At 65.3% G+C, this 22,619-nt stretch carries 25 protein-coding genes; 12 read left to right on the top strand and 13 right to left on the bottom strand.

The window, feature by feature from the left end:
* The first annotated feature begins 57 nt into the window (after nucleotides 1–57).
* Nucleotides 58–699 carry an MBL fold metallo-hydrolase gene (locus ACNFH5_RS05845; protein WP_416744744.1) on the top strand — a complete coding sequence of 214 codons (642 nt, stop codon included), beginning with the start codon at nucleotides 58–60 and terminating at the stop codon, nucleotides 697–699.
* Between the two features lie 84 nt (nucleotides 700–783).
* Entirely contained in the window at nucleotides 784–1,497 is a 714-nt protein-coding gene (locus tag ACNFH5_RS05840) for an OmpA family protein (protein WP_017519107.1), read from the top strand.
* A gap of 155 nt (nucleotides 1,498–1,652) precedes the next feature.
* Here ACNFH5_RS05840 and ACNFH5_RS05835 read toward each other — a convergent pair whose 3' ends face one another.
* The 4 genes from ACNFH5_RS05835 to ACNFH5_RS05820 form a co-directional block, all read right to left on the bottom strand.
* Entirely contained in the window at nucleotides 1,653–2,567 is a 915-nt protein-coding gene (locus ACNFH5_RS05835) for an acyltransferase (protein WP_416744743.1), read from the bottom strand.
* A gap of 82 nt (nucleotides 2,568–2,649) precedes the next feature.
* On the bottom strand, nucleotides 2,650–4,776 hold the full coding sequence (gene pta, locus ACNFH5_RS05830) for a phosphate acetyltransferase (protein ID WP_416744742.1): 2,127 nt from the start codon (nucleotides 4,774–4,776) through the stop codon (nucleotides 2,650–2,652).
* Between the two features lie 61 nt (nucleotides 4,777–4,837).
* Nucleotides 4,838–6,028, bottom strand: a complete 1,191-nt coding sequence (locus tag ACNFH5_RS05825) for an acetate kinase (protein ID WP_416744741.1) — start codon at nucleotides 6,026–6,028, stop codon at nucleotides 4,838–4,840.
* Nucleotides 6,029–6,030: 2 nt separating this feature from the next.
* Nucleotides 6,031–6,363 (bottom strand): DUF3565 domain-containing protein, encoded by a 333-nt coding sequence (locus ACNFH5_RS05820; protein ID WP_416744740.1) that lies wholly within the window; start codon nucleotides 6,361–6,363, stop codon nucleotides 6,031–6,033.
* Between ACNFH5_RS05820 and ACNFH5_RS05815 the strand changes: the two genes are divergently transcribed.
* The 3 genes from ACNFH5_RS05815 to ACNFH5_RS05805 all read left to right on the top strand — a co-directional run bounded on the left by ACNFH5_RS05815 (nucleotide 6,332) and on the right by ACNFH5_RS05805 (nucleotide 8,374).
* Nucleotides 6,332–6,817, top strand: coding sequence for an FKBP-type peptidyl-prolyl cis-trans isomerase (locus tag ACNFH5_RS05815; RefSeq protein WP_017519102.1), 486 nt, complete (start codon nucleotides 6,332–6,334; stop codon nucleotides 6,815–6,817). The two genes, ACNFH5_RS05820 and ACNFH5_RS05815, sit on opposite strands and share 32 nt — an antisense overlap.
* A gap of 217 nt (nucleotides 6,818–7,034) precedes the next feature.
* Entirely contained in the window at nucleotides 7,035–7,520 is a 486-nt protein-coding gene (locus ACNFH5_RS05810) for a glutathione peroxidase (RefSeq protein ID WP_416744739.1), read from the top strand.
* Between the two features lie 113 nt (nucleotides 7,521–7,633).
* On the top strand, nucleotides 7,634–8,374 hold the full coding sequence (locus tag ACNFH5_RS05805; protein ID WP_416744738.1) for a nitroreductase family protein: 741 nt from the start codon (nucleotides 7,634–7,636) through the stop codon (nucleotides 8,372–8,374).
* Here ACNFH5_RS05805 and ACNFH5_RS05800 read toward each other — a convergent pair.
* A complete protein-coding gene (locus tag ACNFH5_RS05800; protein WP_416744737.1) occupies nucleotides 8,361–8,768 on the bottom strand; it encodes a tautomerase family protein in 408 nt (135 codons plus the stop codon). The two genes, ACNFH5_RS05805 and ACNFH5_RS05800, sit on opposite strands and share 14 nt — an antisense overlap.
* 107 nt (nucleotides 8,769–8,875) lie before the next feature.
* Between ACNFH5_RS05800 and ACNFH5_RS05795 the strand changes: the two genes are divergently transcribed.
* From ACNFH5_RS05795 to ACNFH5_RS05780, 4 genes are all read left to right on the top strand, one after another.
* A complete protein-coding gene (locus tag ACNFH5_RS05795; protein ID WP_416744736.1) occupies nucleotides 8,876–9,766 on the top strand; it encodes a LysR substrate-binding domain-containing protein in 891 nt (296 codons plus the stop codon).
* 74 nt (nucleotides 9,767–9,840) lie between these two features.
* Nucleotides 9,841–10,431 (top strand): TetR/AcrR family transcriptional regulator, encoded by a 591-nt coding sequence (locus tag ACNFH5_RS05790; protein WP_416744735.1) that lies wholly within the window; start codon nucleotides 9,841–9,843, stop codon nucleotides 10,429–10,431.
* An 80-nt stretch (nucleotides 10,432–10,511) separates the two neighbouring features.
* Nucleotides 10,512–11,624 (top strand): NADH:flavin oxidoreductase, encoded by a 1,113-nt coding sequence (locus ACNFH5_RS05785; protein WP_416744734.1) that lies wholly within the window; start codon nucleotides 10,512–10,514, stop codon nucleotides 11,622–11,624.
* Between the two features lie 321 nt (nucleotides 11,625–11,945).
* Nucleotides 11,946–12,905, top strand: a complete 960-nt coding sequence (locus ACNFH5_RS05780; RefSeq protein WP_416744733.1) for a DegV family protein — start codon at nucleotides 11,946–11,948, stop codon at nucleotides 12,903–12,905.
* A 3-nt stretch (nucleotides 12,906–12,908) separates the two neighbouring features.
* Here ACNFH5_RS05780 and ACNFH5_RS05775 read toward each other — a convergent pair whose 3' ends face one another.
* From ACNFH5_RS05775 to ACNFH5_RS05765, 3 genes are all read right to left on the bottom strand, one after another.
* On the bottom strand, nucleotides 12,909–14,105 hold the full coding sequence (locus tag ACNFH5_RS05775) for a glycosyltransferase family 4 protein (protein WP_416744732.1): 1,197 nt from the start codon (nucleotides 14,103–14,105) through the stop codon (nucleotides 12,909–12,911).
* Nucleotides 14,106–14,188: 83 nt separating this feature from the next.
* Entirely contained in the window at nucleotides 14,189–14,929 is a 741-nt protein-coding gene (cysZ, locus tag ACNFH5_RS05770) for a sulfate transporter CysZ (protein WP_233298985.1), read from the bottom strand.
* 97 nt (nucleotides 14,930–15,026) lie between these two features.
* Nucleotides 15,027–16,958, bottom strand: coding sequence for a diguanylate cyclase domain-containing protein (locus ACNFH5_RS05765; protein WP_416744731.1), 1,932 nt, complete (start codon nucleotides 16,956–16,958; stop codon nucleotides 15,027–15,029).
* 424 nt (nucleotides 16,959–17,382) lie between these two features.
* Between ACNFH5_RS05765 and trxB the strand changes: the two genes are divergently transcribed.
* Nucleotides 17,383–18,327 (top strand): thioredoxin-disulfide reductase, encoded by a 945-nt coding sequence (gene trxB / locus ACNFH5_RS05760; RefSeq protein ID WP_416744730.1) that lies wholly within the window; start codon nucleotides 17,383–17,385, stop codon nucleotides 18,325–18,327.
* 713 nt (nucleotides 18,328–19,040) lie between these two features.
* Here the strand turns inward: trxB and ACNFH5_RS05755 are convergent.
* The 5 genes from ACNFH5_RS05755 to folM form a co-directional block, all read right to left on the bottom strand.
* Nucleotides 19,041–19,379 carry a HopJ type III effector protein gene (locus ACNFH5_RS05755; RefSeq protein ID WP_416744729.1) on the bottom strand — a complete coding sequence of 113 codons (339 nt, stop codon included), beginning with the start codon at nucleotides 19,377–19,379 and terminating at the stop codon, nucleotides 19,041–19,043.
* Nucleotides 19,380–19,391: 12 nt separating this feature from the next.
* Entirely contained in the window at nucleotides 19,392–19,703 is a 312-nt protein-coding gene (locus ACNFH5_RS05750) for a DUF1244 domain-containing protein (RefSeq protein ID WP_138522088.1), read from the bottom strand.
* 125 nt (nucleotides 19,704–19,828) lie between these two features.
* On the bottom strand, nucleotides 19,829–20,200 hold the full coding sequence (gene folX, locus ACNFH5_RS05745; RefSeq protein WP_416744728.1) for a dihydroneopterin triphosphate 2'-epimerase: 372 nt from the start codon (nucleotides 20,198–20,200) through the stop codon (nucleotides 19,829–19,831).
* A 1-nt stretch (nucleotide 20,201) separates the two neighbouring features.
* Nucleotides 20,202–20,762 carry a GTP cyclohydrolase I FolE gene (folE, locus tag ACNFH5_RS05740; RefSeq protein ID WP_416744727.1) on the bottom strand — a complete coding sequence of 187 codons (561 nt, stop codon included), beginning with the start codon at nucleotides 20,760–20,762 and terminating at the stop codon, nucleotides 20,202–20,204.
* Between the two features lie 32 nt (nucleotides 20,763–20,794).
* Complete coding sequence (folM, locus tag ACNFH5_RS05735) at nucleotides 20,795–21,520, bottom strand: dihydromonapterin reductase (protein ID WP_416744726.1); 726 nt, start codon at nucleotides 21,518–21,520, stop codon at nucleotides 20,795–20,797.
* A 141-nt stretch (nucleotides 21,521–21,661) separates the two neighbouring features.
* On the opposite strand from folM, the gene ACNFH5_RS05730 reads away from it, so the two are divergent.
* Together ACNFH5_RS05730 and ACNFH5_RS05725 are read left to right on the top strand one after the other, a co-directional pair.
* On the top strand, nucleotides 21,662–22,117 hold the full coding sequence (locus ACNFH5_RS05730; RefSeq protein ID WP_416744725.1) for a flavodoxin: 456 nt from the start codon (nucleotides 21,662–21,664) through the stop codon (nucleotides 22,115–22,117).
* Complete coding sequence (locus ACNFH5_RS05725; RefSeq protein WP_416744724.1) at nucleotides 22,117–22,587, top strand: cupin domain-containing protein; 471 nt, start codon at nucleotides 22,117–22,119, stop codon at nucleotides 22,585–22,587. The genes ACNFH5_RS05730 and ACNFH5_RS05725 overlap by 1 nt, the downstream gene beginning before the upstream one ends.
* Nucleotides 22,588–22,619: the final 32 nt, after the last annotated feature.

The raw sequence follows: 22,619 nt of genomic DNA, 5'->3' as shown, positions 1-22,619 counted from the left end.
CGCGGCGGAATCGGCGAAAATACCCGCCGTGTTCTTCCGCAACCCAGCGAGTCTTCGATGAGCGAACAGCCTGCCCTGATCCGCGAAACCTTCCCCGTCGGCCCCTTGCAGTGCAACTGCACCATCATCGGCGACCCGCTGACGAAGAAGGCCATCGTCGTCGACCCGGGCGGCGACCACGAGCTCATCCTGCAGCGCCTCGACGCGCTGGGGCTGAAGGTGGTCAGCATCATCCACACCCACGCGCACCTGGATCACTTCCTCGCCTCCGGGCAGATGAAGGAGAAGACTGGCGCGACCCTGCACCTGCACAAGGACGACCAGTTCCTCTGGGACCACCTGGAAATGCAGTGCCGTATGTTCGGTGTGCCTTATACCCCGGTGCCTTCCCCCGACCAGTGGCTGGCCGACGACGAGGAACTGGCCTGCGGCTGTGGCGTGGCGCTGCATACACCGGGGCATACGCCCGGCTCGTTGAGCTTCTGGTTCCCCCAGGACAAGCTGCTGATCGCCGGCGATACGCTGTTCCGCCGCAGCATTGGCCGTACCGACCTGTGGGGCGGCGACTATGCCACCATCGAGCGCTCGATCCGCGATCGCCTGTATTCGCTGGACGAAGAGGCGACCGTGGTCACAGGTCACGGCCCGGATACCTGCCTGGGCGACGAGATGCGGGAGAACCCCTTCATCCGCGCTTAAGGTTGCTGCGGAATTATTTGCACGACCTAAGCTCTAATCTGCCGCCCGATAATGGGTGTTTCGCTATTCGAGGAGTCATCCGACATGTTCACCGCACGTAGTCTGTCCATGGTCGCGGCTGCCACCGCCTTTGCCCTCATGGCCGGTTGCGCCTCCCAGAACCCCTATGACCCCAATACCCAGGCTCCGCCGGCCGAGGGCGGCATGAGCAAGACCGCCAAGTACGGTGCGCTGGGTGCACTGGCCGGTGCCGTCGCCGGTGCTGCGATCAACCACGACAACCGTGGCAAGGGCGCAATGATCGGCGCTGCCGCCATCGGTGCCGCCGCCGCCGGCTACGGCTACTACGCCGACAAGCAGGAAGCCAAACTGCGCCAGCAGATGCAGGGCACCGGCGTGCAGGTCGAGCGCCAGGGTGACGACATCAAGCTGATCATGCCGGGCAACATCACCTTCGCCACCGATTCGGCGAACATCGCGCCGTCGTTCTACACCCCGCTGAACAACCTGGCCAACTCCTTCAAGGAGTTCAACCAGAACAGCATCGAGATCGTCGGCTACACCGACAGCACCGGCAGCCGCCAGCACAACATGGACCTGTCCCAGCGCCGGGCGCAGTCGGTCGCGACCTACCTGACTTCTCAGGGTGTCGATGGCACTCGCGTCAGCACCCGCGGCATGGGGCCGGACCAGCCGATTGCCTCCAACGCCGACGCCAACGGCCGCGCGCAGAACCGCCGCGTGGAAGTGAACCTGAAGGCGCTGCCGGGCGCACAAACCCAGCAATACCAGCAGTAAGCACCGCTCATGAAAAAGCCCGCCGATTGGCGGGCTTTTTCGTTGCGGCACCTCGTGGGGCGCTTGGCTGAACCTGTAGGAGCGAGCTTGCTCGCGAACGGGAATCGCTCGGCGTTGGGCGGTTCGCGAGCAAGCTCGCTCCTACAAAAGCCGGCTCACGCTTTGGCTGCAGCGGGAAATTCGCGGTGCAGTTGGGTCAGCAACTGGTCCTTGCGCTCCCACAACTGGTTCACCCACAGCTGGAATTCGGCGCGGTAGCCCTCGTCCTGGTCGTAGCTCTTGCCGACGAACTGGCGGGGGATTTCCATTTCCTCGAAGCGCACCACCACCGCCCGCAGGCGGCCGGAGAGCAGGCACCAGAAGGTCGGGCGACCGTCAGGGTAATGGATGGTGACGTTGACCAGGGTGCGCAGCTGTTCGCCCATGGCGTCGAGCACGAAGGCGATGCCGCCGGCCTTGGGCTTGAGCAGGTGCTGGAACTGGGAGTTCTGCTCGTCATGCTTGGCCTGGGTGAAGCGGGTGCCTTCGAGGAAGTTGAAGATCGCTACCGGAATGCGGCTGAACTTGGCGCACGCCTTGCGGGTGGTTTCCAGGTCCTTGCCTTTCTTTTCCGGGTGCTTGGCCAGGTAGGCCTTGGTGTAGCGCTTCATGAAGGGGAAATCGAGCGCCCACCAGCACAGACCGATGACCGGCACCCAGATCAGCTCCTGCTTGAGGAAGAAGCGCAGCAGCGGGATGCGGCGGTTGAGCTGGTACTGCAGCACGAGGATGTCGACCCAGCTCTGGTGATTGCTGGTTACCAGGTACGAGTGGTCGTACTCCAGGTTCTGCAGGCCCTGCACGTTCCAGCTGGTGTTGCGGACCAGGTTCATCCAGCCCTTGTTGCAGGTGATCCAGCTTTCGGCGATCACGCTCATAACCTTGCTGAGCGCCAACTGGGCTGCACGGAAAGGCAGCAGCAGCTTGATGATCGACATGCTCAGCAGTGGAATGCACCAGCACAGGGTACTCACCACCAGAATCAGAGTGGCGAGGATGCCGCGCAGGGTGTGCGGAAGGAAACTCAACATCGAGGAATGGTCCTTGTACGTAGGCGCCCGGTCGGCCGGGCGCGTGATGCGTTCGTGGGCACATCCCTCGTGCCTTGGGGTATCAGCCGTCCTTGCCGCTGTCCGCCTGGATCGCCGTCAGTGCGATGGTGTAGACGATGTCGTCCACCAGCGCGCCGCGTGACAGGTCGTTCACCGGTTTGCGCAGGCCCTGCAGCATCGGCCCGATGCTGACGCAGTCGGCACTGCGCTGGACCGCCTTGTAGGTGGTGTTCCCGGTGTTCAGATCGGGGAACACGAACACGTTGGCGCGTCCTGCCACCTGGCTCTCGGGGGCCTTCAGACGACCCACGCTGGCAATGGCGGCGGCATCATACTGCAAGGGGCCGTCAATCAACAGATCGGGGCGTTTTTCCCGCGCGATGCGCGTAGCTTCGCGGACTTTCTCGACATCTGCGCCGCTTCCCGACTCGCCGGTGGAGTAGCTGATCATCGCCACCCGCGGGGTGATGCCGAAGGCCTGCGCCGAGGCGGCACTCTGCAGGGCGATCTCCGCCAGGTCACTGGCCGAAGGATCGGGATTCACCGCGCAGTCGCCATAGACCACCACCTGGTCGGGCAGCAGCATGAAGAATACCGAGGACACCAGGTTGTAGCCAGGCGCGGTCTTGATCAGCTGCAGGGCAGGGCGGATGGTGTTGGCGGTGGTGTGGATGGCACCGGAGACCAGCCCGTCCACCTCGTCGAGGGCGAGCATCATGGTGCCCAGCACCACGTTGTCCTCCAGTTGCTGCTCGGCCATCGGCGCGTTCAGGCTCTTGCCCTTGCGCAGCTCGACCATGGGCTCGACGTAGCGGCTGCGCACCAGATCCGGGTCGACCACTTCCAGGTCCTCGGGCAGCACGATGCCCAGCATCTGCGCCACGGCCTGCACGTCGTCGGGTTTGGCCAGCAGCACACAGCGAGCGATACCGCGGGCATGACAGATGGCGGCGGCCTGCACGGTGCGCGGCTCGCTGCCTTCGGGCAGGACGATACGCTTGCCGGCACGGTTGGCGCGCTGGGTCAGCTGGTAGCGGAACACGGGCGGCGACAGACGCAGTTCATGGGGGGAGCCGCAGCGCTGCTTCAGCCATTCGAAGTCGATGTGCTCGGCGACGAACTCGGTGACGCGCTCGGCGCGCTCGCGGTCGTCCACCGGAATTTCCTTGTTCATCCGCGACAGGTCGCCGGCGGTATCGAAGGAACCGGTCTTCACCGTCAGCACCGGCAGGCCGCTCTGCAGCGCGCTGCGGCACAGCTCCATGATCCGCGCGTCCGGCGTCAGGCCCGAGCACAGCAGCAGGCCGGCCAGCGGCACACCGTTCATGGCGGCGAGGCAGGCGGCAAGGATGATGTCGTCGCGGTCGCCCGGCACTACCACCAGCACGCCAGGCTTGAGCAGGTGCACGGTGTTCGGTGCCGAGGGCGCGCAGAGGATGATCTTCTGCACGCGGCGTTGTTCGTAGTCGCCGGCGTTGAGCACGCTGGCGTCCAGCAGGTCGGCCACGTCGCGGGTGCGCGGGGCATTCATCTCGTCCTGCCAGGGGATGCAGCCGAGCAGGCGCACATCGCCGTCGCGCAGCAGCGGGGAGTGTTCCTTCAGGCGTTCGCCGAACAGCCGTGCGGCTTCTTCGGCATCACGCGGCATGTCGTCGCTCTCGCCGCCACGCACCTTGTTCACGATCAGGCCGGCCAGGTGCGGGTCGCGCGGGCCGCCGAACAGTTGGGCAAGAATCTCGATGCGGTCGGACAGCTCGCCCACCGTCTCGTTGTCCGGCGCGGAGACGAGGATCACTTCGGCGTCCACGCTGCGCGCCAGGTGCGCGTTGATACGCGCGGCATAGCTGGCGTGCTTGGTCGGCACCATGCCCTCGACGATCATCACGTCCTTGTCCACGGCGACGCTGTTGTACATGCCGACGATGTCTTCAAGCAGTTCGTCGAGCAGGCCGTCGCCCAGCATGCGCTCGACCTTGGTCAGCGACAGCGGAGTGGGCGCGTTGAGGCCGTGGGTGCGTGCGACCAGTTCGCTGGAGCGTTCCGGGCCATCATCCCCGGCGTGGGGCTGGGCGATAGGCTTGAAGAAGCCGACTTTCAGGCCGGCGCGTTGCAGGGCGCGGATCAGGCCCAGGCTGGTGGACGTCAGGCCGACACCGAAACCGGTCGGTGCGAGGAAGAAGGTGTGCATCCGGGCTCCTTAAGCCGTACGGGAGTGGTTTGTGCCCTTGTGGGGCGCAACCGATGAATCTTCAGTCGAGCACTGCCAGGGTGTCGAGTGCGATCTGCTTCTCCTCGTTGGTCGGGATCACCAGCACGCGAGGGTGGCCCGGCAGGTGGATCGGCCCGCCGACGCCGCGCACGCAGCGGGCGTTGGCTTCGCCGTCGAGTTCGAGGTTGAGCACGTGCAGGTGCTTGACCGTGAGGTTGCGCACCAGCGCGGAGTTCTCGCCGATGCCACCGGTGAAGATGATGCCGTCCAGGCGCGGCAGCGCACAGGTCAGCGAGGCCAGCGACTTGGCCAATCGGTAACAGAATACTTCGATGGCCAGCGCGGCATTGGCGTGGCCCTGCTCGCGGGCGTGCTCCAGGGTACGCATATCATTGGACAGCCCCGACAGGCCGAGCAGGCCGCTGTCGTGGTTGAGCATGTGGTCGATCTTCTCCAGGCTCCAGCCCAGGGTGCGCGCCAGGTGGCTGTGCAGGTTCGGGTCGACGTCGCCCGAGCGGGTGCCCATCATCAGGCCTTCCAGCGGGGTCAGGCCCATGCTGGTGTCGCGGCTCTGGCCGTTGGCGATGGCGCAGGTGGAGCTGCCGTTGCCCAGGTGCGCGGACAGCCAGTAGCTGTCGCCCACTGCCAGCCCGCTCATCTCCGCCGCCTTGTGGCTGACGTAGCGGTGGCTGGTGCCGTGGAAGCCGTAGCGGCGCACGTGCTGCTCGCGGTACAGCGGCTCGGGGATGGCGTAGCGGTAGGCGCGCTCGGGCAGGCTCTGGTGGAAGGCGGTGTCGAACACCGCGATGTGCGGCAGGTTCGGGTAGAGCGCCATGGCGGCGTCGATGCCCACCAGGTTCGCCGGGTTGTGCAGCGGCGCCAGCGGGGAGGTCTCGCGGATGGCACTGAGCACTTCGTCGGTCAGGCGCGAGGCCTGGGTGAAGCGCTCGCCGCCGTGCACCACGCGGTGACCGATGGCGTGCAGCTCGCCCTGCGCAGCCTGGGCCACCAGTGGCAGCAGGCGGGCGAGGGCGGCCTTGTGGTCACCGCCGGGGAGCTCCAGGGTTTGTGGCTGCTCGTCGGTCTCGCCCTGCCAGCGCAGGCTGGCGCCATTGGAGCCGAGGCGCTCGGCCAGGCCGTGGAGAATAAAGTCTTCGCGCCCTTCTCGAACCAGAGCGAACTTGATCGACGAACTGCCGCAGTTGATCACCAGGATATTGCGAGCCGGCATGCCTACTCCTTGTTGCTGTCGGATTGCCTGGCGCACCAGCCGCAGGGGAACCAGCGGCCAATCTGCGCCATGCGCTGCTGCGGGTCCAGCACCCAGGGCCGCGACTGCCAGGGCGGCTGGTGGCGCAGGTGCTGGGTGTGGCCGCAGGACAAGACTGCCACCCAGTGGCCGTCTTCGTCCTGATGAAAGTCAAGCAGGCGCGGCGGGGCCGCGTCATCCCGTCCGTCCGTCTTCGGGTCGCATTCGGGGGCGTCGCCGCGTAAACTTACGCGCTCAACTTCTATATCAGATAGGTTTCGAACCATGCAGATCGCGGCCAACAAGGCGGTTTCCATCGACTATACCCTGACCAACGACGCGGGTGAGGTCATCGACAGCTCCGCTGGCGGCGCTCCGCTGGTCTACCTGCACGGTGCCCACAACATCATCGGCGGCCTGGAAAAGGCCCTGGAAGGCAAGCAGGTCGGTGACGAGCTGGACGTGACCGTCGAGCCGGCCGATGCCTACGGCGAATACAGCGCCGAGCTGGTCGCTACCCTGACCCGTGAAATGTTCGAAGGCGTGGACGAGCTGGAAGTCGGCATGCAGTTCCACGCTTCCGCTCCGGACGGCGGCATGCAGATCGTCACCATCCGCGACATCGAAGGTGATGACGTGATCGTCGACGGCAACCACCCGCTGGCCGGCCAGCGCCTGAACTTCAAGGTGAAAGTGGTCGACATCCGCGACGCTTCGGCTGAAGAAGTCGCCCATGGCCACGTCCATGGCGAAGGTGGTCACCACCACTGATCGCTGTCGCCCGGTCGGTCAGCGACCGGGTGAAGCCATCATTGAGCTGCTACGCTCAATCGGGAAAGGCGCCTTCGGGCGCCTTTCTCATGCGACCTGATCTACTGCAACAAGGCCAGGGCATTTTTCCCGCATCGACTGGGATTGCGCAGCACGACGGACAGGTTGTCCGCTCCCTGCGCGGGCACTTCGTGCCTACTTCTTCAAGGAGCAAGCAATGAGCGCTTTTCACGATCTGACGCTGCATGGTCTAGACGGCCAGGATCTGCCGCTGGCCCCGCTCAAGGGCAAGGTCGTGCTGGTGGTCAACGTCGCCTCGAAGTGCGGCCTGACTCCGCAGTACGCCGCTCTGGAAAACCTCTACCAGCAATACAAGGACCAAGGGTTCGTGGTACTGGGCCTGCCGTGCAACCAGTTCGCCGGGCAGGAGCCGGGCAGCGAATCCGAGATCCAGTCGTTCTGCTCGCTGAACTATGGGGTCAGCTTCCCCATGTCGGGCAAGCTCGAGGTCAACGGCTCCGAGCGCCATCCGCTGTACCGCCTGCTGGCGGGCGAGGGCGCCGAGTTTCCAGGCGACATCACCTGGAACTTCGAGAAATTCCTCCTCGGCCCGGATGGCCGCGTGCTGGCCCGCTTCAGCCCGCGCACTACGCCGGATGATCCGGCGCTGATCCATGCAATCGAGAAGGCGCTGGGCGCCTGATCCTCCCCGGCGGGAGAGGGCGCATACGCCAATCCCGCCGGCATTTCTCCCCTCTGTCTTGTTCCGCGCGGGGAGCGGCGGCTTAATCGGGTGACTTGTTTCCGGAGCCCGCCATGAGCCGTTTCGCCGCCGAGTCCGCCTGTCTGCCGGCCACACCCGATGCCCTGCGCGCGCTGATCGAACAGCGCCGCGCGATACGCCGTTTTCTCGATGAGCCAGTGCCTGACAGCGTTCTGCGCGACAGCCTGGAACAGGCGGTGCTTGCCCCCAATGCCTGCAATCTGCAGCCGTGGAGCTTCCAGGTGATTCGCGATGCCGAGCTGCGGCGCCGATTGGTGCCGGTGTGCCTGGGGCAGAACGCGGCGCGCACCGCGCCGGTGCTGATCGCTGTGCTGGCGCGCCCGGATACCTGGCGCGAGTCCTGTGCGGCCATCCTCGATCAATGGCCCGAGCCCCAGGTGCCGGAGAAGGTCCGGCACTTCTACGAGCGCACCGCGCCCTTCCAGTACAACCAGGGCGTCTTCGGCCTGCGTGGTCTGTTCAAGCGCGTCCTCTACAGCGTGGTCGGACTGCGCCGTGCGCTGATGCGCCAGCCCAACAGTCATGCCGAGATGCGTCTGTGGGCGGTGAAGTCCACCGCGCTGGCGGCGCAGAACCTGATGCTCGCGTTGCAGAGCCACGGCTACGCCACCTGTCCCCTTGAGGGCTTCGACGAAGTGCAGTTGCGCAAGGTGCTGGAGATTCCCCGCCGTGCCGTGCCGATCATGCTGCTGGCGGTAGGGCGGGCTGCCGACAACGGCGTCTACAACCCGCGCCTGCGCTTTCCGCTGGAGCAGCGCGTCAGTTGGCACTGAGCGCATCGGGCCGCGTCAGCACGCCCATGCGCCCGCCGCCGAAGGACCAGTCATCGGCCTCGCTGGTGGTGATCTGCACCATGACATCCTCGCTGGCGATGCCCAGGCGTTCACCCAATTGCGCGTTCAAGCGGCGGTAGAACGCCTGCTTGGTCTGGGCGTCGCGCGGGCGGCCGATGGTGATGGCGATCAGCACGAAGTCGTCGCTGCGCGGCCCGCCCAGGTAGTGGCGGTTGAAGACGAATTCTTCTGCCTCGTGCTGGTGGATCATCACGAACTGGTCGCCCTCCGGCACGTTGAAGGCCTCGTGCATGGCGTCGTAGACGGTGTCGGCGAGCTCGCGCAGGTACTCGGCTTGCTTGCCCTTGAGCAGGGATATGCGGACGGTAGGCATGGCGCCGTTCCTCGGTGAGTGATTGACGAGTTCAGGCTAGCCCGGCAAGTTAATTCTGAAAATCGGGAAATATTTGACAGATAGTTCGATTATTCAGGATGGTTGCCATGGCCCGCGTCAACTTCGACCTGGACGTGCTGCGCACCTTCGTCACCGGCATCGAGCTGGGCAGCTTCGCCCGCGCCGCGGATCGCCTGGGGCGTTCGACTTCTGCCGTCAGCGCGCAGTTGAAGAAGCTGGAAGAACAGGCCGGCACGCCGGTGCTGCGCCGCGAAGGACGCGGCATGGCGCTGACCGAGGCGGGTGAGACCCTGCTGGCCTACGCTCGCCGCCTGCTGGAGTTGAACGACGAAGCAGCCGGCGCCTTGCGCGGCGGTTCCCTGGAAGGTCGGGTGCGCCTGGGTTTGCAGGAAGACTTTGGTGAAACCCTGTTGCCCGCGGTGCTGGCGCGTTTTGCCCGCGCCCATCCGAAAGTCCGTATCGAGGTGCGCACGGCGCGCAATCAACAGCTCATTGAAGGCGTGCGCAATGGTGAGCTGGATCTGGCGCTGGCCTGGGAAACCGGCGAGCGTACGCCGCACATGGAGCGCGTCGGGGCGGTGGCGCAATGCTGGATCGGTGCGCCGGAAGCACTCCCGCCCCCCGGCGCGGCCCCCTTGCCGCTGGTGATGCTGGAGGCGCCGTGCCTGCTGCGCAGCGCGGCTACCGCGGCGCTGGATCGGGCCGGCATTGCCTGGCGTGTAGCGTTCACCAGTGCCGGGCTGTCCGGCATCTGGGCGGCGGTTGGCGCAGGGCTGGGTGTCGGCCTGCGCACGCCTATCGGTTTGCCGGCCAGCGTTCAACGGCTGGATGCCCAGCGCGCCGGGCTGCCGACCATGGCGCCGTTGGGGCTGTGCCTGCATCGCAGCGAGGCCGAGCCGGAAGCGGTGGTGGAGCGCCTGCGTGAGTTGCTGCAGGAGGGCGTCGCGGAGCTGCTGGAAAACCCGACGATTCGCTGATCCGTTTCTGAGGGAAAATCACTGCGATCAATGGTGCTGGAAAAAGCGAGACGACCGGTCATATTCTTGCGCCCATGAACAGTATCCGACTCGACAAACGCGACCTGATCCTCGCCAAGGGCTCCCTGGCGATGACCCGCAGCGGCTACCACGGCACCGGCGTGCAGGACATCGTCCAGGCCGCCGGCATTCCCAAGGGCTCCTTCTATCACTACTTCGAGAGCAAGGAAGATTTCGCCCTGCAGGCCCTGGAGCATCTGTACGCACCGCGTCTGGCGCGCTACGCCGAGGCGCTGAGCAACCCGGCACTGGGCCCGCGCGCACGTATCCTTACCTATTACCGCGAGCTCCTGGCGCACTTCGCCCGCCAGGAGAAGCTCGAATACCACTGCTTCATCGGCAGCCTGAGCTTCGAGATGGCCGAGCTGTCGCCAGCCATCGCCGAACGGGTCGACGGTATCCTCCAGCAGTCCATCGATACCCTGCGCGACTGCCTGGCCGACGCCCAGCGTGCGGGTGAACTGCCGGCAGCGGAAGACGCCGAATCCCTGGCCGAATTTATCGGCAATGCCTGGCAGGGCGTGTTGGCGCGGATGAAGGTCAGCGCCTCGCTCAAGCCCGTGGAACGCTTTATCGAACGTCTGGAGCATTTGCTTCAGGCCTGATCTGCCTGAGTCATCCCAACCCTTTTCAGCCCTTCATAAAAAGTGAGACGACCGGTCGCCTGGTCGTCATGGAGACTGCAATGACTGCATCCGTAAACACCCTGTTCTCACCCTTCCGCCTGGGCGGCCTGGAACTGCCCACGCGTATCGTGATGGCGCCGATGACCCGCAACTTCACCCCGGGCGGCGTACCCCACGCCCAGGTGGTCGAGTACTACCGCCGCCGCGCCGCCGCCGGTGTCGGCCTGATCGTCACCGAAGGCACCACGGTCAACCACAAGGCCGCCAATGGCTACCCGAACGTGCCGCGCTTCCATGGTGAAGATGCCCTGGCCGGCTGGAAGCAGGTGGTCGACGCCGTGCACGCCGAAGGCGGCAAGATCGTCCCGCAGCTGTGGCACGTCGGCGCCGTGCGCCGCCTGGGTACCGAGCCGGACGCCAGCGTTCCGGGCTACGGCCCCAGCGGCAAGGTCAAGGACGGCACCGTGCTGGTCCATGAGATGACCAAGGAAGACATCCAGGAAGTCATCGCCGCCTTCGCCCAGGCCGCCGTCGACGCCAAGGCCATCGGCATGGATGGCGTGGAAATCCACGGCGCCCACGGCTACCTGATCGACCAGTTCTTCTGGGACGGCAGCAACAAACGCACCGACGAATACGGTGGCAGCCTGGCCAACCGTTCGCGCTTCGCCATCGAGCTGATCCAGGCCGTGCGCGCCGCGGTCGGCCCGGACTACCCGATCATCTTCCGCTTCTCCCAGTGGAAGCAGCAGGACTACAGCGCCCGCCTGGTGCAGACCGCCGAAGAGCTGGAAGCCTTCCTCAAGCCGCTGTCGGATGCCGGCGTGGACATCTTCCACTGCTCCACCCGCCGCTTCTGGATTCCGGAATTCGAAGGCTCCGACCTCAACCTGGCGGGCTGGACCCGCCAGCTCACCGGCAAGCCGACCATCACTGTCGGTAACGTCGGCCTGGATGGCAGCGAGTTCCTGGCCTTCTTCGGCAACACCGAGGAAGTCGCCCAGCCGTCCGGCATCGATGGACTGCTGGAGCGCCTGAACAAGGAAGAGTTCGACCTGGTGGCCGTCGGCCGCGCCCTGCTGGTCGACCCGGACTGGGCGGTGAAAGTGCGTGACGGCCGCCTGGCGGACATCAAGCCCTTCAGCCGTGATGCGCTGATGTCGCTGGCCTGATTCGCGACCTGATGTGAAAAAGCCCCTGGCATCGAAGGTGCCAGGGGCTTTTGCTTTTCGTAGGATCGAGGGCGACGTCCGGTTCTTGCTCGCGAACCGAGTCCGCGGCGGAACCCGTTCGCGAGCAAGCTCGCTCCTACAAGGTTTGCGCCGGTTATGGCGAATCATTGATTGTCTGAATGGTCTGAAAGCGCCGTCCTAGGCGTTTACAAATCTTTTCCGAGACCCACCTTTCCGCATGCTGACTTCCCAGTCCGAAACGGGCAGAGTATGAACGCGTTCACACAACAATAGGCCGGGAGACGGCCATAGGAGTAAGTCATGCGGATCGGCTTGGTAGTCGATGCAACCTGCGACCTTCCCCCCGAATTCCTTGCTGCCAACAATATTCGCGTGCTGCCCATCGGTATCCGTGTGGGTGAGCGTCGCATCGTCGATGACCGCGACCCCGACACTACCCTCAAGTTCTATTCCCAGGACCTGCCCAAGGTCGGCCCCGAGGATGGCAGCGAACCGCTGACGCCGGCGCAGACCCACGACTGGTTTCTGGAGCAGCTGGTCACCGATTTCGACTACGTGATCTGTCTGACTGTGACCAGCCAGCGCAGTCCGATCTTCGAGCACGCCACCCAGGCTTCCTTCAGCCTGCTGCAGAGCTACAAGGAGCGCCGCGCCGCCGCCGGTATTGCCGGGCCGTTCGCGCTGCGGGTGATCGACAGCCAGACGGTGTTCGCCGGCCTCGCCGTGCTGGCCGCCGAAGGCGTGCGCCTGCTCGGCGAAGACCAGCACCCCAACGCTGTGCGCACCCGCCTTGAACAGCTCAGCCAGCAGATGAACACCTTCCTGGTCGCCAGCGACCTGGGGCACATCCGCCGCCGTGGATTCCAGAAGGGCGACCGCAGCAGCATCGGCGATCGTCTGCGCGGTGCCTTCCTCGGCCTGGGTTCGATGCTGGACATGAAGCCGGTTCTGAGCCTGGTGCAGGGCGAGGACAAGCCGGTTTCGGTGTCGCCGAACTACGAAAAATCCGCTGAGCGTCTGCTCAACTTTGCCCGCGCGCGGGTCGAGGCGGGCGAGTTGCTGGCGCCGCAGATGTGCCTGAGCTATGCCGGCGATCCCACCGCCCTGCGTGACCTGCCCGGTTTCGCCGCGCTGGAAGCGGCCTGCCAGGCCAAGGGCGTGCAGGTGCACCTGGCAATGCTCAGCCCCACCGGCGGAATCAACCTCGGCGCTGGTGCCATGAGTCTGTCCTTCGCTGCCGAGCCCAAGCCCTTCGCCTGACCGCTACTTGTGAGCTTCAGGATGGCCCAGGCTGCCGGGATTCTTCCCCGGCAGGCCTGCGCGGCAGGCTTCCTGCAGATATCCTTCGAAACGCTCGACCACCGTGTCCCACGCCTGATGGATGGCGTGGTGACGCGCGTTGAGACGCACCCGGCGCAACCGCTCCGGGTCTCCCAGCAGCCAGCTCGCGGCCTCGAAGAAGCTCTGTTCTTCTCCCGGCACGCCCAGCACGCCATTGTGCCCGTGGCGGATGTGCTGGCCGGCGGCCGCCTGGTCGAAGGCAACCACCGCCAGCCCTGAGGCCAGCGCTTCCAGCACCACGTTGCCGAAGGTTTCCGACAGGCTTGGGAAGAGGAACAGGTCGCCGCTGGCGTAACGCCGGGCCAGTTCCTCGCCACGTTGCAGGCCGCAGAACACCGCTTCGGGCAGGTCCTTCTGCAAGTGCGCGCGCTGCGGGCCGTCGCCGACTATCACCAGCCGCAGCTTGAGTTGCGGATGCGCTGCACACAGGGCGCGGAAGCTGCTGCCCAGCAGCGAGAGGTTCTTCTCCGCGGCCAGCCGGCCGACGTGCAGCACGGCGATATCGCGCTCGCCCAGGCCCCATTCGCGGCGCAGCGCTTCATCGCGCCGGACAGGGTTGAACAATTGGCTGTCGACGCCGCGCGACAGCTGCGCCAGGCGTTCGAAGCCGCGTCGCTGCAACTCCATGGACTGGCTGGCGCTTGGCACCAGGGTCTGCTGGGTGCGGTTGTGGAACCAGCGCAGGTACAGCGTGACCAGGCGCATCAGCGGGCCGAAGCCGTAGTGCGCGCTGTACTGCTGGAAATTGGTATGGAAGCCGCTGATCACCGGAATCCGCAGACGCCGCGCGGCGCGCAGGGCGGCGAGGCCGAGCGGACCTTCGGTGGCGATGTAGAGTACATCCGGGGGGAAGCGATTCCAGTGGCGCAGCAGCTTGTGCAGGCACGACTGGCCCCATTGCAGGCCGGGATAGCCTGGCAGCGGCCAGCCGCGGGTGAGCACGAGTTCGCCGTCGCTGTGACGGCCTTCATCGCCCTGCTGGCGCGGGCGCACGACCTGGATCTGGTGTCCGAGGCGCAACAGCCCCGAGGCCAGCCGGCCAAGGGTGTTGGCGACGCCGTTGATTTCCGGCGGAAAGGTTTCGCTGATCAGCGCGATGCGCAGGGGAGTCGTGGTCATGCTCGCAGTGTCCCGGCGCGCGGTGGCGCGCCGATGACAATGCGATGATCGATAGGTGACAGCCGCCGAGGAGCGGGAACCGGTTACTTCACCAGCGCCTTCTCGCCGCCTTCACGCACCCAGAACAGCACCGCGCCGGCCACGGCGGCGGGCATGGCGACCAGGTTGACCACCGGGATCAGCAGCGCCAGGTAGGTGATGCCGCCAAAACCCATGCACGCCCAGCGCTTGCTGCGCAGCCAGGCGAGCATCTCGTTCCAGCCCAGCTTGTGGTTGTCCGCCGGGTAGTCGATGTACTGCACGGCCATCATCCACACGCCGAAAATCAGCCAGAGCGGTGCGGCGATCAGATTCAGGCCGGGGATCAGGCTGAGAATGAACAGCGCGATGGCACGCGGCAGGAAGTAGCCAAGCTTGCGCAGCTCGCGGCCGATGGTGCGCGGCACCATGGCCATCAATTCGCCCCAGCTGAACTCGGGGAAGTCGTCGGTGCCGCGCACCACCACCTCGACCTTCTCCGCCAGGAAGCCGTTGAAGGGCGCGGCGATGATGTTGGCGATCATGGTGAAGGTGAAGAACACGATCAGCAGCACCAGCGCCACGAACAGCGGCCAGAGGATGAACTGCAGGAAACTCAGCCAGTCCGGCAGGGTCGGCATCAGCCAGTCGACCCAGTGGCTGAACTGGTTGATGGCAAAGCCGATCAGGCCGACGAACAGCAGGATGTTGATGCTCAGGGGCAGCAGGACGAACAGCCGCAGGCCGGGGCGCATCATCAGTTTCAGGCCTTCGCTGAGGTATTGCGGGCCGCTCAGGGTGGACATTGGCATCTCCAGGTGTGAACCGTTGGCGACCTTAGCAGACCCGGCGAACGACCGGCGAGCCGTCTGTTTTGCCGGGTATGTGTTCTCCCTGCCGCTCTCAGGCGGGCGTATAGCGATTGCAGCGGTTGCGGTCCTGCTTGGCCTGGTACATGGCAATGTCGGCGGCGCGGGTGAGGGCATCGGCGTCGCCGGCATCCTGCGGGTAGAAGGCAATGCCGATGCTGGGGGTGACGAAATCGATCACCTGGCCGCCCAGATGGTAGGCGCCGCCCAATACGCTCAGCAGGCGTGTGCCGAGGGCTTCGGCCTGTTCCGGCTCGGCGTTCTCCAGCAACACGGCAAACTCGTCGCCGCCCAGGCGGAAGGCCTGGTCCGGTTGGCGCAGGCTGCCGCGCATGCGCTCGCCCACCGTGCTGAGCAATGCATCGCCGATGGCATGGCCGAAGCGGTCGTTGACCTGCTTGAAGCGGTCCAGGTCGATGTACAGCAGGGCCACCCGGTTGCTGTGCACGACCGCGTGCTGCAATTGCTCATTGAAGGCCTTGCGGTTGCCCAGTTCGGTGAGGGTATCGCGGTACGCCAGGTCGATCAGTTGTTTCTGGTAGGCCACCTGGTCACTGATGTCGCGCAGGATCCCGCGGAACCCGAGGAACTCGCCGTGGGCGTCGCGGATCGCCGAGAGCCGCGTCTCGCAGCTCACCAGCCGGCCGTCGCGGCGCTTGAAGGGGGCGGAGAAGGTGGTTTCCTGCTCATCGTCGCGGGCCTGCTGGTAGAGGCCCTGTGCGCGGCGCAGGTCATCCTCCTGCAGCAGGATGCTGAAGTGCTGGCCGTCCAGCTGCTCGGCGTCGTAGCCGAGCATGCGGCATAGCGCGGGGTTGAGGGTGCGGATGACGCCCCGGGTGTCCATCTCGAAGTAGCCGTCGCGGATCGCGTCGAGGATCGCCCGGTCCCGCGCCTCGCTTTGTTCCAGGCGGTCGAGGGTGCGGTTCATCTCGGTGGCCAGCTGGCCCAGTTCATCCGCCCCTTGCGGGCTCAGCCGCGAGGGGGTGTCGTCCTGGCCGATGACCGCGACTTCGCGGTTCATGGTGGTGACCCGGCGGATGATGCGGAACTCCAGGGCGATGTAGGCGAGCAGGGTGGCGCCGCCAAGCAGGGCCAGGGTCAGGTAGAGGAACAGGCGCACGGCCTGTCGGCCTTGCTGGTACAGCGGCCGGGGGCTGGTGAGTTCCAGGCGCAGTTGCGGTTTGCCACGGGAGTCGAGATAGAGCAGCGACATCTGCTGGCTGTTCTCGTCCAGCAGGCGCCGCGGGCTGAGCAGGGTGGCGCCGCGCCCGGTGGGGATGTTCAGGGTACGCCAGTCCTTCTCCAGCACCTGGTCCTGCACCAGGCGCAGGGTCGCGCCCATCTGGGTCTGCAGGTTGGACATGCGCGCGTTGTCCAGCAGCACGCCGGCGATCACCGCGCCGGCGGGCTTGGCGGTGCCGGAGGTATTGCTGATCGGGTAGCTGAGCAGCAGTTGCGGAACACCCTCCACCTGCAGCAACTGGTCGAGGCTGTGGCGCGGGTCGTCGTCCATGTCCAGCGCGCCCAGCCGCAGCGCCGTTTCCAGGATGCTGCGGCGCAGCTGATTGGCGTCCGGCACTTGCTGGCCGGGGAAGCGCTGGGGCAGTTCGTCGAGCTTCCATTGCTGGGCGAGTATGTGGCCGTCGCGGTCGACGTAGAGCACATAGTCGAAGCCGAGGATGCCGAGCAGGTCCTGGTCGAGGTTGTCCTCGACGAAGCGCGCCTGCGGCAGGCGCATGAACTGGTAGCTGGAGTCCCACCAGGCGTAGCTGTGGACGATATCGAGGTTGCGCTGTTTCTCGTAGGCGATGCGGTTGTGGACGATGCGCACCTCGTCGGCCAGGCGCTGGCGGTCCCCGCGATCGAAGCGGTCGAGCAGGATCATGTCCGACAGCAGCCAGACCCCTGCGAGGCTCGCAGTGAACAGGGGCAGGCACAGCCATAGCAGGCGGGCGCGAAGGTTCATGGTGGTACTGGTGACCTTTGGTTTGCTTGAGTCTAGCCATCCAGGCAATGGGCGCCCGTCGCATAGGGACAGCCTATGAGGGGCATTGAGATTGGGCATTTCAGCAGGACCTGGCGGCGGCGATAAGCTGCGCGCCATGTGGTATCGAACGAGTTCGAGGGTCGATCCGACACTCCCTGACTTATCTCAAGGAGCCGAGGGCGACTGCGGAAATCCCTGACTTATCTCAAGGGTTTCCCGGAGTTCTTCGGGACAATGCAAAGCGTGACTCAGGTCACACCGCATTGCCCACGGTCTCCGGGCCATGCGGTCCGCGCAAGAAACTTTTACGTGGAGCTGCCGCCCTCCCAACCTTCCCCCTGGTGCTTTGGCAGCTCCCTTTTCTTTTGCACCCCCGCTCCTCATCCGAGCACTGGAGGCTGTCATGTCTGATCGTCACGCGCGCGTCATCATTCTGGGTTCCGGGCCTGCGGGCTACAGCGCCGCGGTCTATGCTGCCCGCGCCAACCTCAAGCCGCTGCTGATCACCGGAATGCAGGCCGGCGGCCAACTGACCACCACCACCGAGGTCGACAACTGGCCAGGCGATCCCCACGGCCTGACCGGCCCCGCGCTGATGCAGCGGATGCAGGAACACGCCGAGCGCTTCGAGACCGAAATCGTCTTTGACCACATCCACGGTGTCGACCTGGCTGGCAAACCCTTCGTGCTCAAGGGCGACAGCGGCACGTACAGCGCCGATGCACTGATCATCGCCACCGGTGCCAGTGCGCGATACCTGGGCCTTCCCTCGGAAGAAAGCTTCATGGGCAAGGGCGTATCCGCCTGCGCCACCTGCGACGGCTTTTTCTATCGCAACCGCGAAGTAGCGGTGGTCGGCGGCGGCAACACCGCCGTGGAAGAAGCGCTGTACCTGGCCAACATCGCCAGCAAGGTGACCCTGGTGCATCGCCGCGAGAGCTTCCGCGCCGAGAAGATCCTGCAGGACAAACTGCGTGCGCGTATCGCCGAAGGCAAGATCGAGCTGCGCCTGAACGCCCAGGTGGAAGAAGTGCTGGGCGACGACATGGGCGTTACCGGCGTGCGCCTGCGCCACAACGATGGAGAAGCTTCGGAGCTTGCGGTCGACGGCCTGTTCGTTGCCATTGGCCACACGCCCAACACCTCGCTGTTCGAAGGCCAGCTCGAGCTGAAGGACGGCTACCTGGTGGTGAACGGCGGCCGTGACGGCAACGCCACAGCGACCAGCATTCCCGGTGTATTTGCTGCCGGCGACGTGGCGGATCACGTCTACCGCCAGGCGATCACCTCCGCCGGCGCCGGCTGCATGGCCGCGCTGGATGTGGAACGTTATCTGGATTCCCTGTAACGGCCCGAAGAGCCGGCGTGCAGGAAGGGGCCCCGCTATGCGGGGCCTTTTTCTGTCCGTATCGCGGGAAAAGGGATCGTTGCAGGGCGGATAGCGCGCAAACGTTATCCGCCCCACGTATCGGGGTTTCGGCCTGGCTCTTCGTAGGAGCGAGCTTGCTCGCGAACCGCACAACGCCTACCTGGCAGGTTCGCGAGCAAGCTCGCTCCTACAGGTGCAGACCGTGACGCGCGAAATAAAAAAGGCCCCGCTATGCGGGGCCTTTTTCTGCCCGTATCGCGGGAAAAGGGATCGTTGCACGGCGGATAGCGCGCAACCCCTTATTCGCCCTACGTGCTGGGGCTTAGGCCTGGCTTCTCGTAGGAGCGAGCTTGCTCGCGAACCGCACAACGCCTACCTGGCAGGTTCGCGAGCAAGCTCGCTCCTACAGGTGCAGACCGTGGCGCGCGAAATAAAAAAGGCCCCGCTATGCGGGGCCTTTTTCTGTCCGCATCGCGGGAAAAGGGATCGTTGCAGGGCGGATAGCGCGCAAACCGTTATTCGCCCTACGTACTGGGGCTTAGGCCTGGCTTCTCGTAGGAGCGAGCTTGCTCGCGAACCGCACAACGCCTACCTGGCAGGTTCGCGAGCAAGCTCGCTCCTACAGGTGCAGACCGTGACGCGCGAAATAAAAAAGCCCCGCATTAGCGGGGCTTTTTCATCGAGCTAAAACCTCAGCCGCGGCGCGACAGCGGCTGGCGCTCGAAGTTGACGCCGGCCAGCCCGGTGTTCTGCAGGGCGCGGATGTTGGCGTGGTCGGTGCCCTCGGGGTGCTCGCGCACCGCGCGGTAGTGCTCGCCGAACGCCAGCAGCGATTCTTCTTCGCTCAGGCCTTCGAGAATGGCGAAGCCCAGGGTCTTGCAGGAACCTTCGTTCTGCCCGGCGGGGTTTTCCACGCTGCCGTTGGTGAAGGCACTGGGGGTGTAGCTGTAGTGCTCGGCGATGTACGCCAGGGTATCGGTGAACAGGTGCTGCTCGCTGCGCAGGCGCGAGCGGAAATCGGTCAGGGTCATCAAGGCAAACTCTTAGTGTTTCTTCGCGTTATCGAAGGCCGTCTGCTGGGCAGGGGTCGCTTCCGTCTGGTACTTGGCCTTCCATTCGGCGTAAGGCATGCCGTAGATCTCTTCGCGGGCCTGATCCGGGCTGACAGGCAGGCCCATGTCGTCCGCCGCTGCCTTGTACCACTTGGACAGGCAGTTGCGGCAGAACCCGGCAAGATTCATCAGATCGATGTTCTGCACGTCCTTGCGGGTACGCAGGTGCTGCACCAGGGTGCGGAACGCGGCGGCTTCCAGTTCGGTGCGCTGCTCGTCGGTCAGGTTCATCGGCTCGGTCATGGCAGGTCTCTCAACAAGGGCGCATCGGAGGCGCATGGCGGGGCTGGCGAGATTCTAAGAGGCGGGCGATCTGCCAGCAACGCCCGTTGGCCGACTGGCACGGGCGTACTGCTGGCGCCGGACGCTCAGCGCTGGGCAGCGAGGGCGATGGACACCGACTCGGCGAAGCGCAGGGCGTGGGGCTTGTCCACTTCCACTTCGGCGTAGTGCACGGCCGGGTTGGCCATGACTAGGTCGAGCAGCTCCTGGGTCAGGCGTTCGAGCAGGGCGAAGCGGTTCTCTTCCACGTGGGCGATGATCGCCTTGGTGATGGTGCGGTAGTTCAGCGCGTGGTCGATGTCGTTGACCTGCACCGCGTCACCGGCGGGGTAGAGGATGGTGAGGTTGATCAGCACATCCTGCTTGTTGAGGATTTCCTCCTCCTTGATGCCGATGTAGGTGCGCACGCGCAGATCCTTGACCCGGATTCGCGCCATGCCCGGCTCCAGTTGCGTCATTTCACTTGCTCCGTCCGATCAGTTGCAGGAATTCCTGGCGGGTATTGGTGGACGCGCGGAACGCGCCGAGCATCACCGAAGTGTTCATCACCGAGTTCTGCTTCTCCACCCCGCGCATCATCATGCACATGTGCTGCGCTTCGATCACCACCGCCACGCCGGCGGCGCTGGTGACCTGCTGGACCGCCTCGGCGATCTGGCGGGTCAGGCTCTCCTGGATCTGCAGGCGACGCGCGAACATGTCGACGATGCGCGCGACCTTCGACAGGCCCAGCACCTTGCCGGTGGGAATGTACGCCACATGGGCCTTGCCGATGAAGGGCAGCAGGTGGTGTTCGCACAGCGAGTAGAGCTCGATGTCCTTGACGATGACCATCTCGTCATTGTCCGAGGCGAACAGCGCGCCGTTGACGATTTCCTCCAGCGTCTGCCCGTAGCCGTGGCAGAGGTACTGCATGGCCTTGGCCGCGCGCTTGGGGGTGTCCAGCAGACCTTCGCGGGTCGGGTCTTCGCCGAGCCCTTTGAGAATCTCACGGTAGTGGTGAGATATGTCTTCGATCATGGTGGGAGTTCCTCGTGCCCGCGCCGGGCGGGTCATTTGAGGTGCCGGCCGCCGTTGACGGTCAGGGTGGTGCCGGTCACGTAGGGGCTGTCGAGCAGGTAGCGCACGCTCTGGTAGATCACGTCCGGGCCCGGCTCGATGCCCATGGCGGATTTCGCCAGGGTGCGGGCGCGGTAGGCGTCGTCGTCGCCGTCGTTGAACATGATCAGTGCCGGCGCGATGCCGTTGACCTTGATGCGCGGTGCGAGGCTCGCGGCGAAGGACAGCGTGAGGTTGTCCAGGCCGGCTTTGCTGGCGCAGTAGGCGATGCGGTTGGCGCTGCCCTTGCGGGCGACGTCGTCGGAGAGGTGGATGATATCCGCCGGGGCGCCTCGCTCGCTGGCGTCGCGTTCGAGCAATGGCGCGCAACGCAGGTTGATCAGGTAGGGCGCGAGCATGTGCAGGCGGAACAGCGATTCAAAGGCCTGGGCTTCCTCGCCGGGCGTGTCGCCAATCCACGCGGAGGCGTTGTGGAGGATCGCGCGCAGGCTTTGGGTGTGGGATTTCAGCTCGTCGATGAAGGCAAGGATGCCGGCTTCATCGGCCAACTCGGCGTGCAGGCAGGTGGCGCCCAGCTCGCGCAGTTCGGCAATGCCGGGTTTTTCCTGGCGATAGGTCGCGATGACCGGCTGGCCGTCCTGCAGCAGGCGTTTCGCGCAATGCAGGCCGATGCGCTGGCTGGCGCCGGTGATCAGGATGGGGGCTGGGGTCTGGCCCATGCGCGCCTCGCGAAAATCCTTGGAAAGGCCGCGCGAGACAATATCCGAGCGGCCGGGTAGGGCAAAACTATACCAGCCCCGGCGCGGTGCGGCACGGATGGGGCATAATGGGCGGCCTTGTCTTGCCTTGTGGGAGTGAACATGAAAGTCGCCATCCTGTCCGGATCGGTCTACGGCACCGCCGAAGAAGTCGCGCGTCACGCCAAGCGCCTGCTCGAAGCCGCTGGCTTTGAAGCCTGGTTCGACCCCCGCGCCACTCTGGATGCGATGGTCGAATTCGCTCCCGAAGCCTTCCTGGTGGTGACCTCCACCACCGGCATGGGCGATCTGCCCGACAGTTTCCAGCCGCTGTTCCACGCCATCCGCGATCGCCTGCCCGCCGACTGGCGCGGTCGCCCTGGCGGCGTGCTGGCGCTGGGCGATTCCAGCTATGGCGATACCTACTGCGGCGGAGGCGAGCAGGTGCGCGAGCTGTTCGCTGAACTGGGGGTAACGGAAGTGGTGCCGATGCTGCGCCTGGATGGCAGCGAGACGGTGGACCAGGAAACCGACTCCGAACCGTGGCTGGCTGAGTTCATCAGCGCGCTGAAGGCCTGATGCATCCCCGCGCCCGCTACCTGGTCGATACGCTGCAGCTCGCCCCGCACCCCGAGGGCGGTTTCTACCGGCGCGTGTTCGAATCCGCTCTGAAGGGCGCCGATGGCCGGCCACAATCGTCGGCCATTCTCTTTCTCCTGCCTGCCGGCACTGTCAGCCGCTGGCACCGTGTGGATGCTGACGAGCTCTGGCACTTCCACGAAGGTTCGCCACTGGAGTTGCTGACCGCCGACGCTCCGGAGTCCGCCGTGCGCATTGAAACCCTTGGCCCGGTGGGCGAGGGCAGTCTGCCGCAACGCGCTGTGCCGGCCCATGCCTGGCAGGCGGCGCGCTGCCTGGGCGATTACGTGCTGGTGGGTTGTACCGTTTCGCCGGCGTTCGAGTTTGCCGGGTTCGGGCTGCTGGCCGATGATGCCGATGCGCAGCGGGCGTGGCCGAAGCTGGTCGGCGAGTTTCCCGAGCTGCTCTGATCAGGTTCGCGAGCAAGCTCGCTCCTACAGGT

The organism is Pseudomonas sp. NY15435, from assembly GCF_048068295.1.
Lineage (GTDB): Bacteria > Pseudomonadota > Gammaproteobacteria > Pseudomonadales > Pseudomonadaceae > Pseudomonas.
The sequence above is the reverse complement of the archived record's forward strand: the minus strand, read 5'-3'. Positions and strand labels throughout refer to the sequence as shown.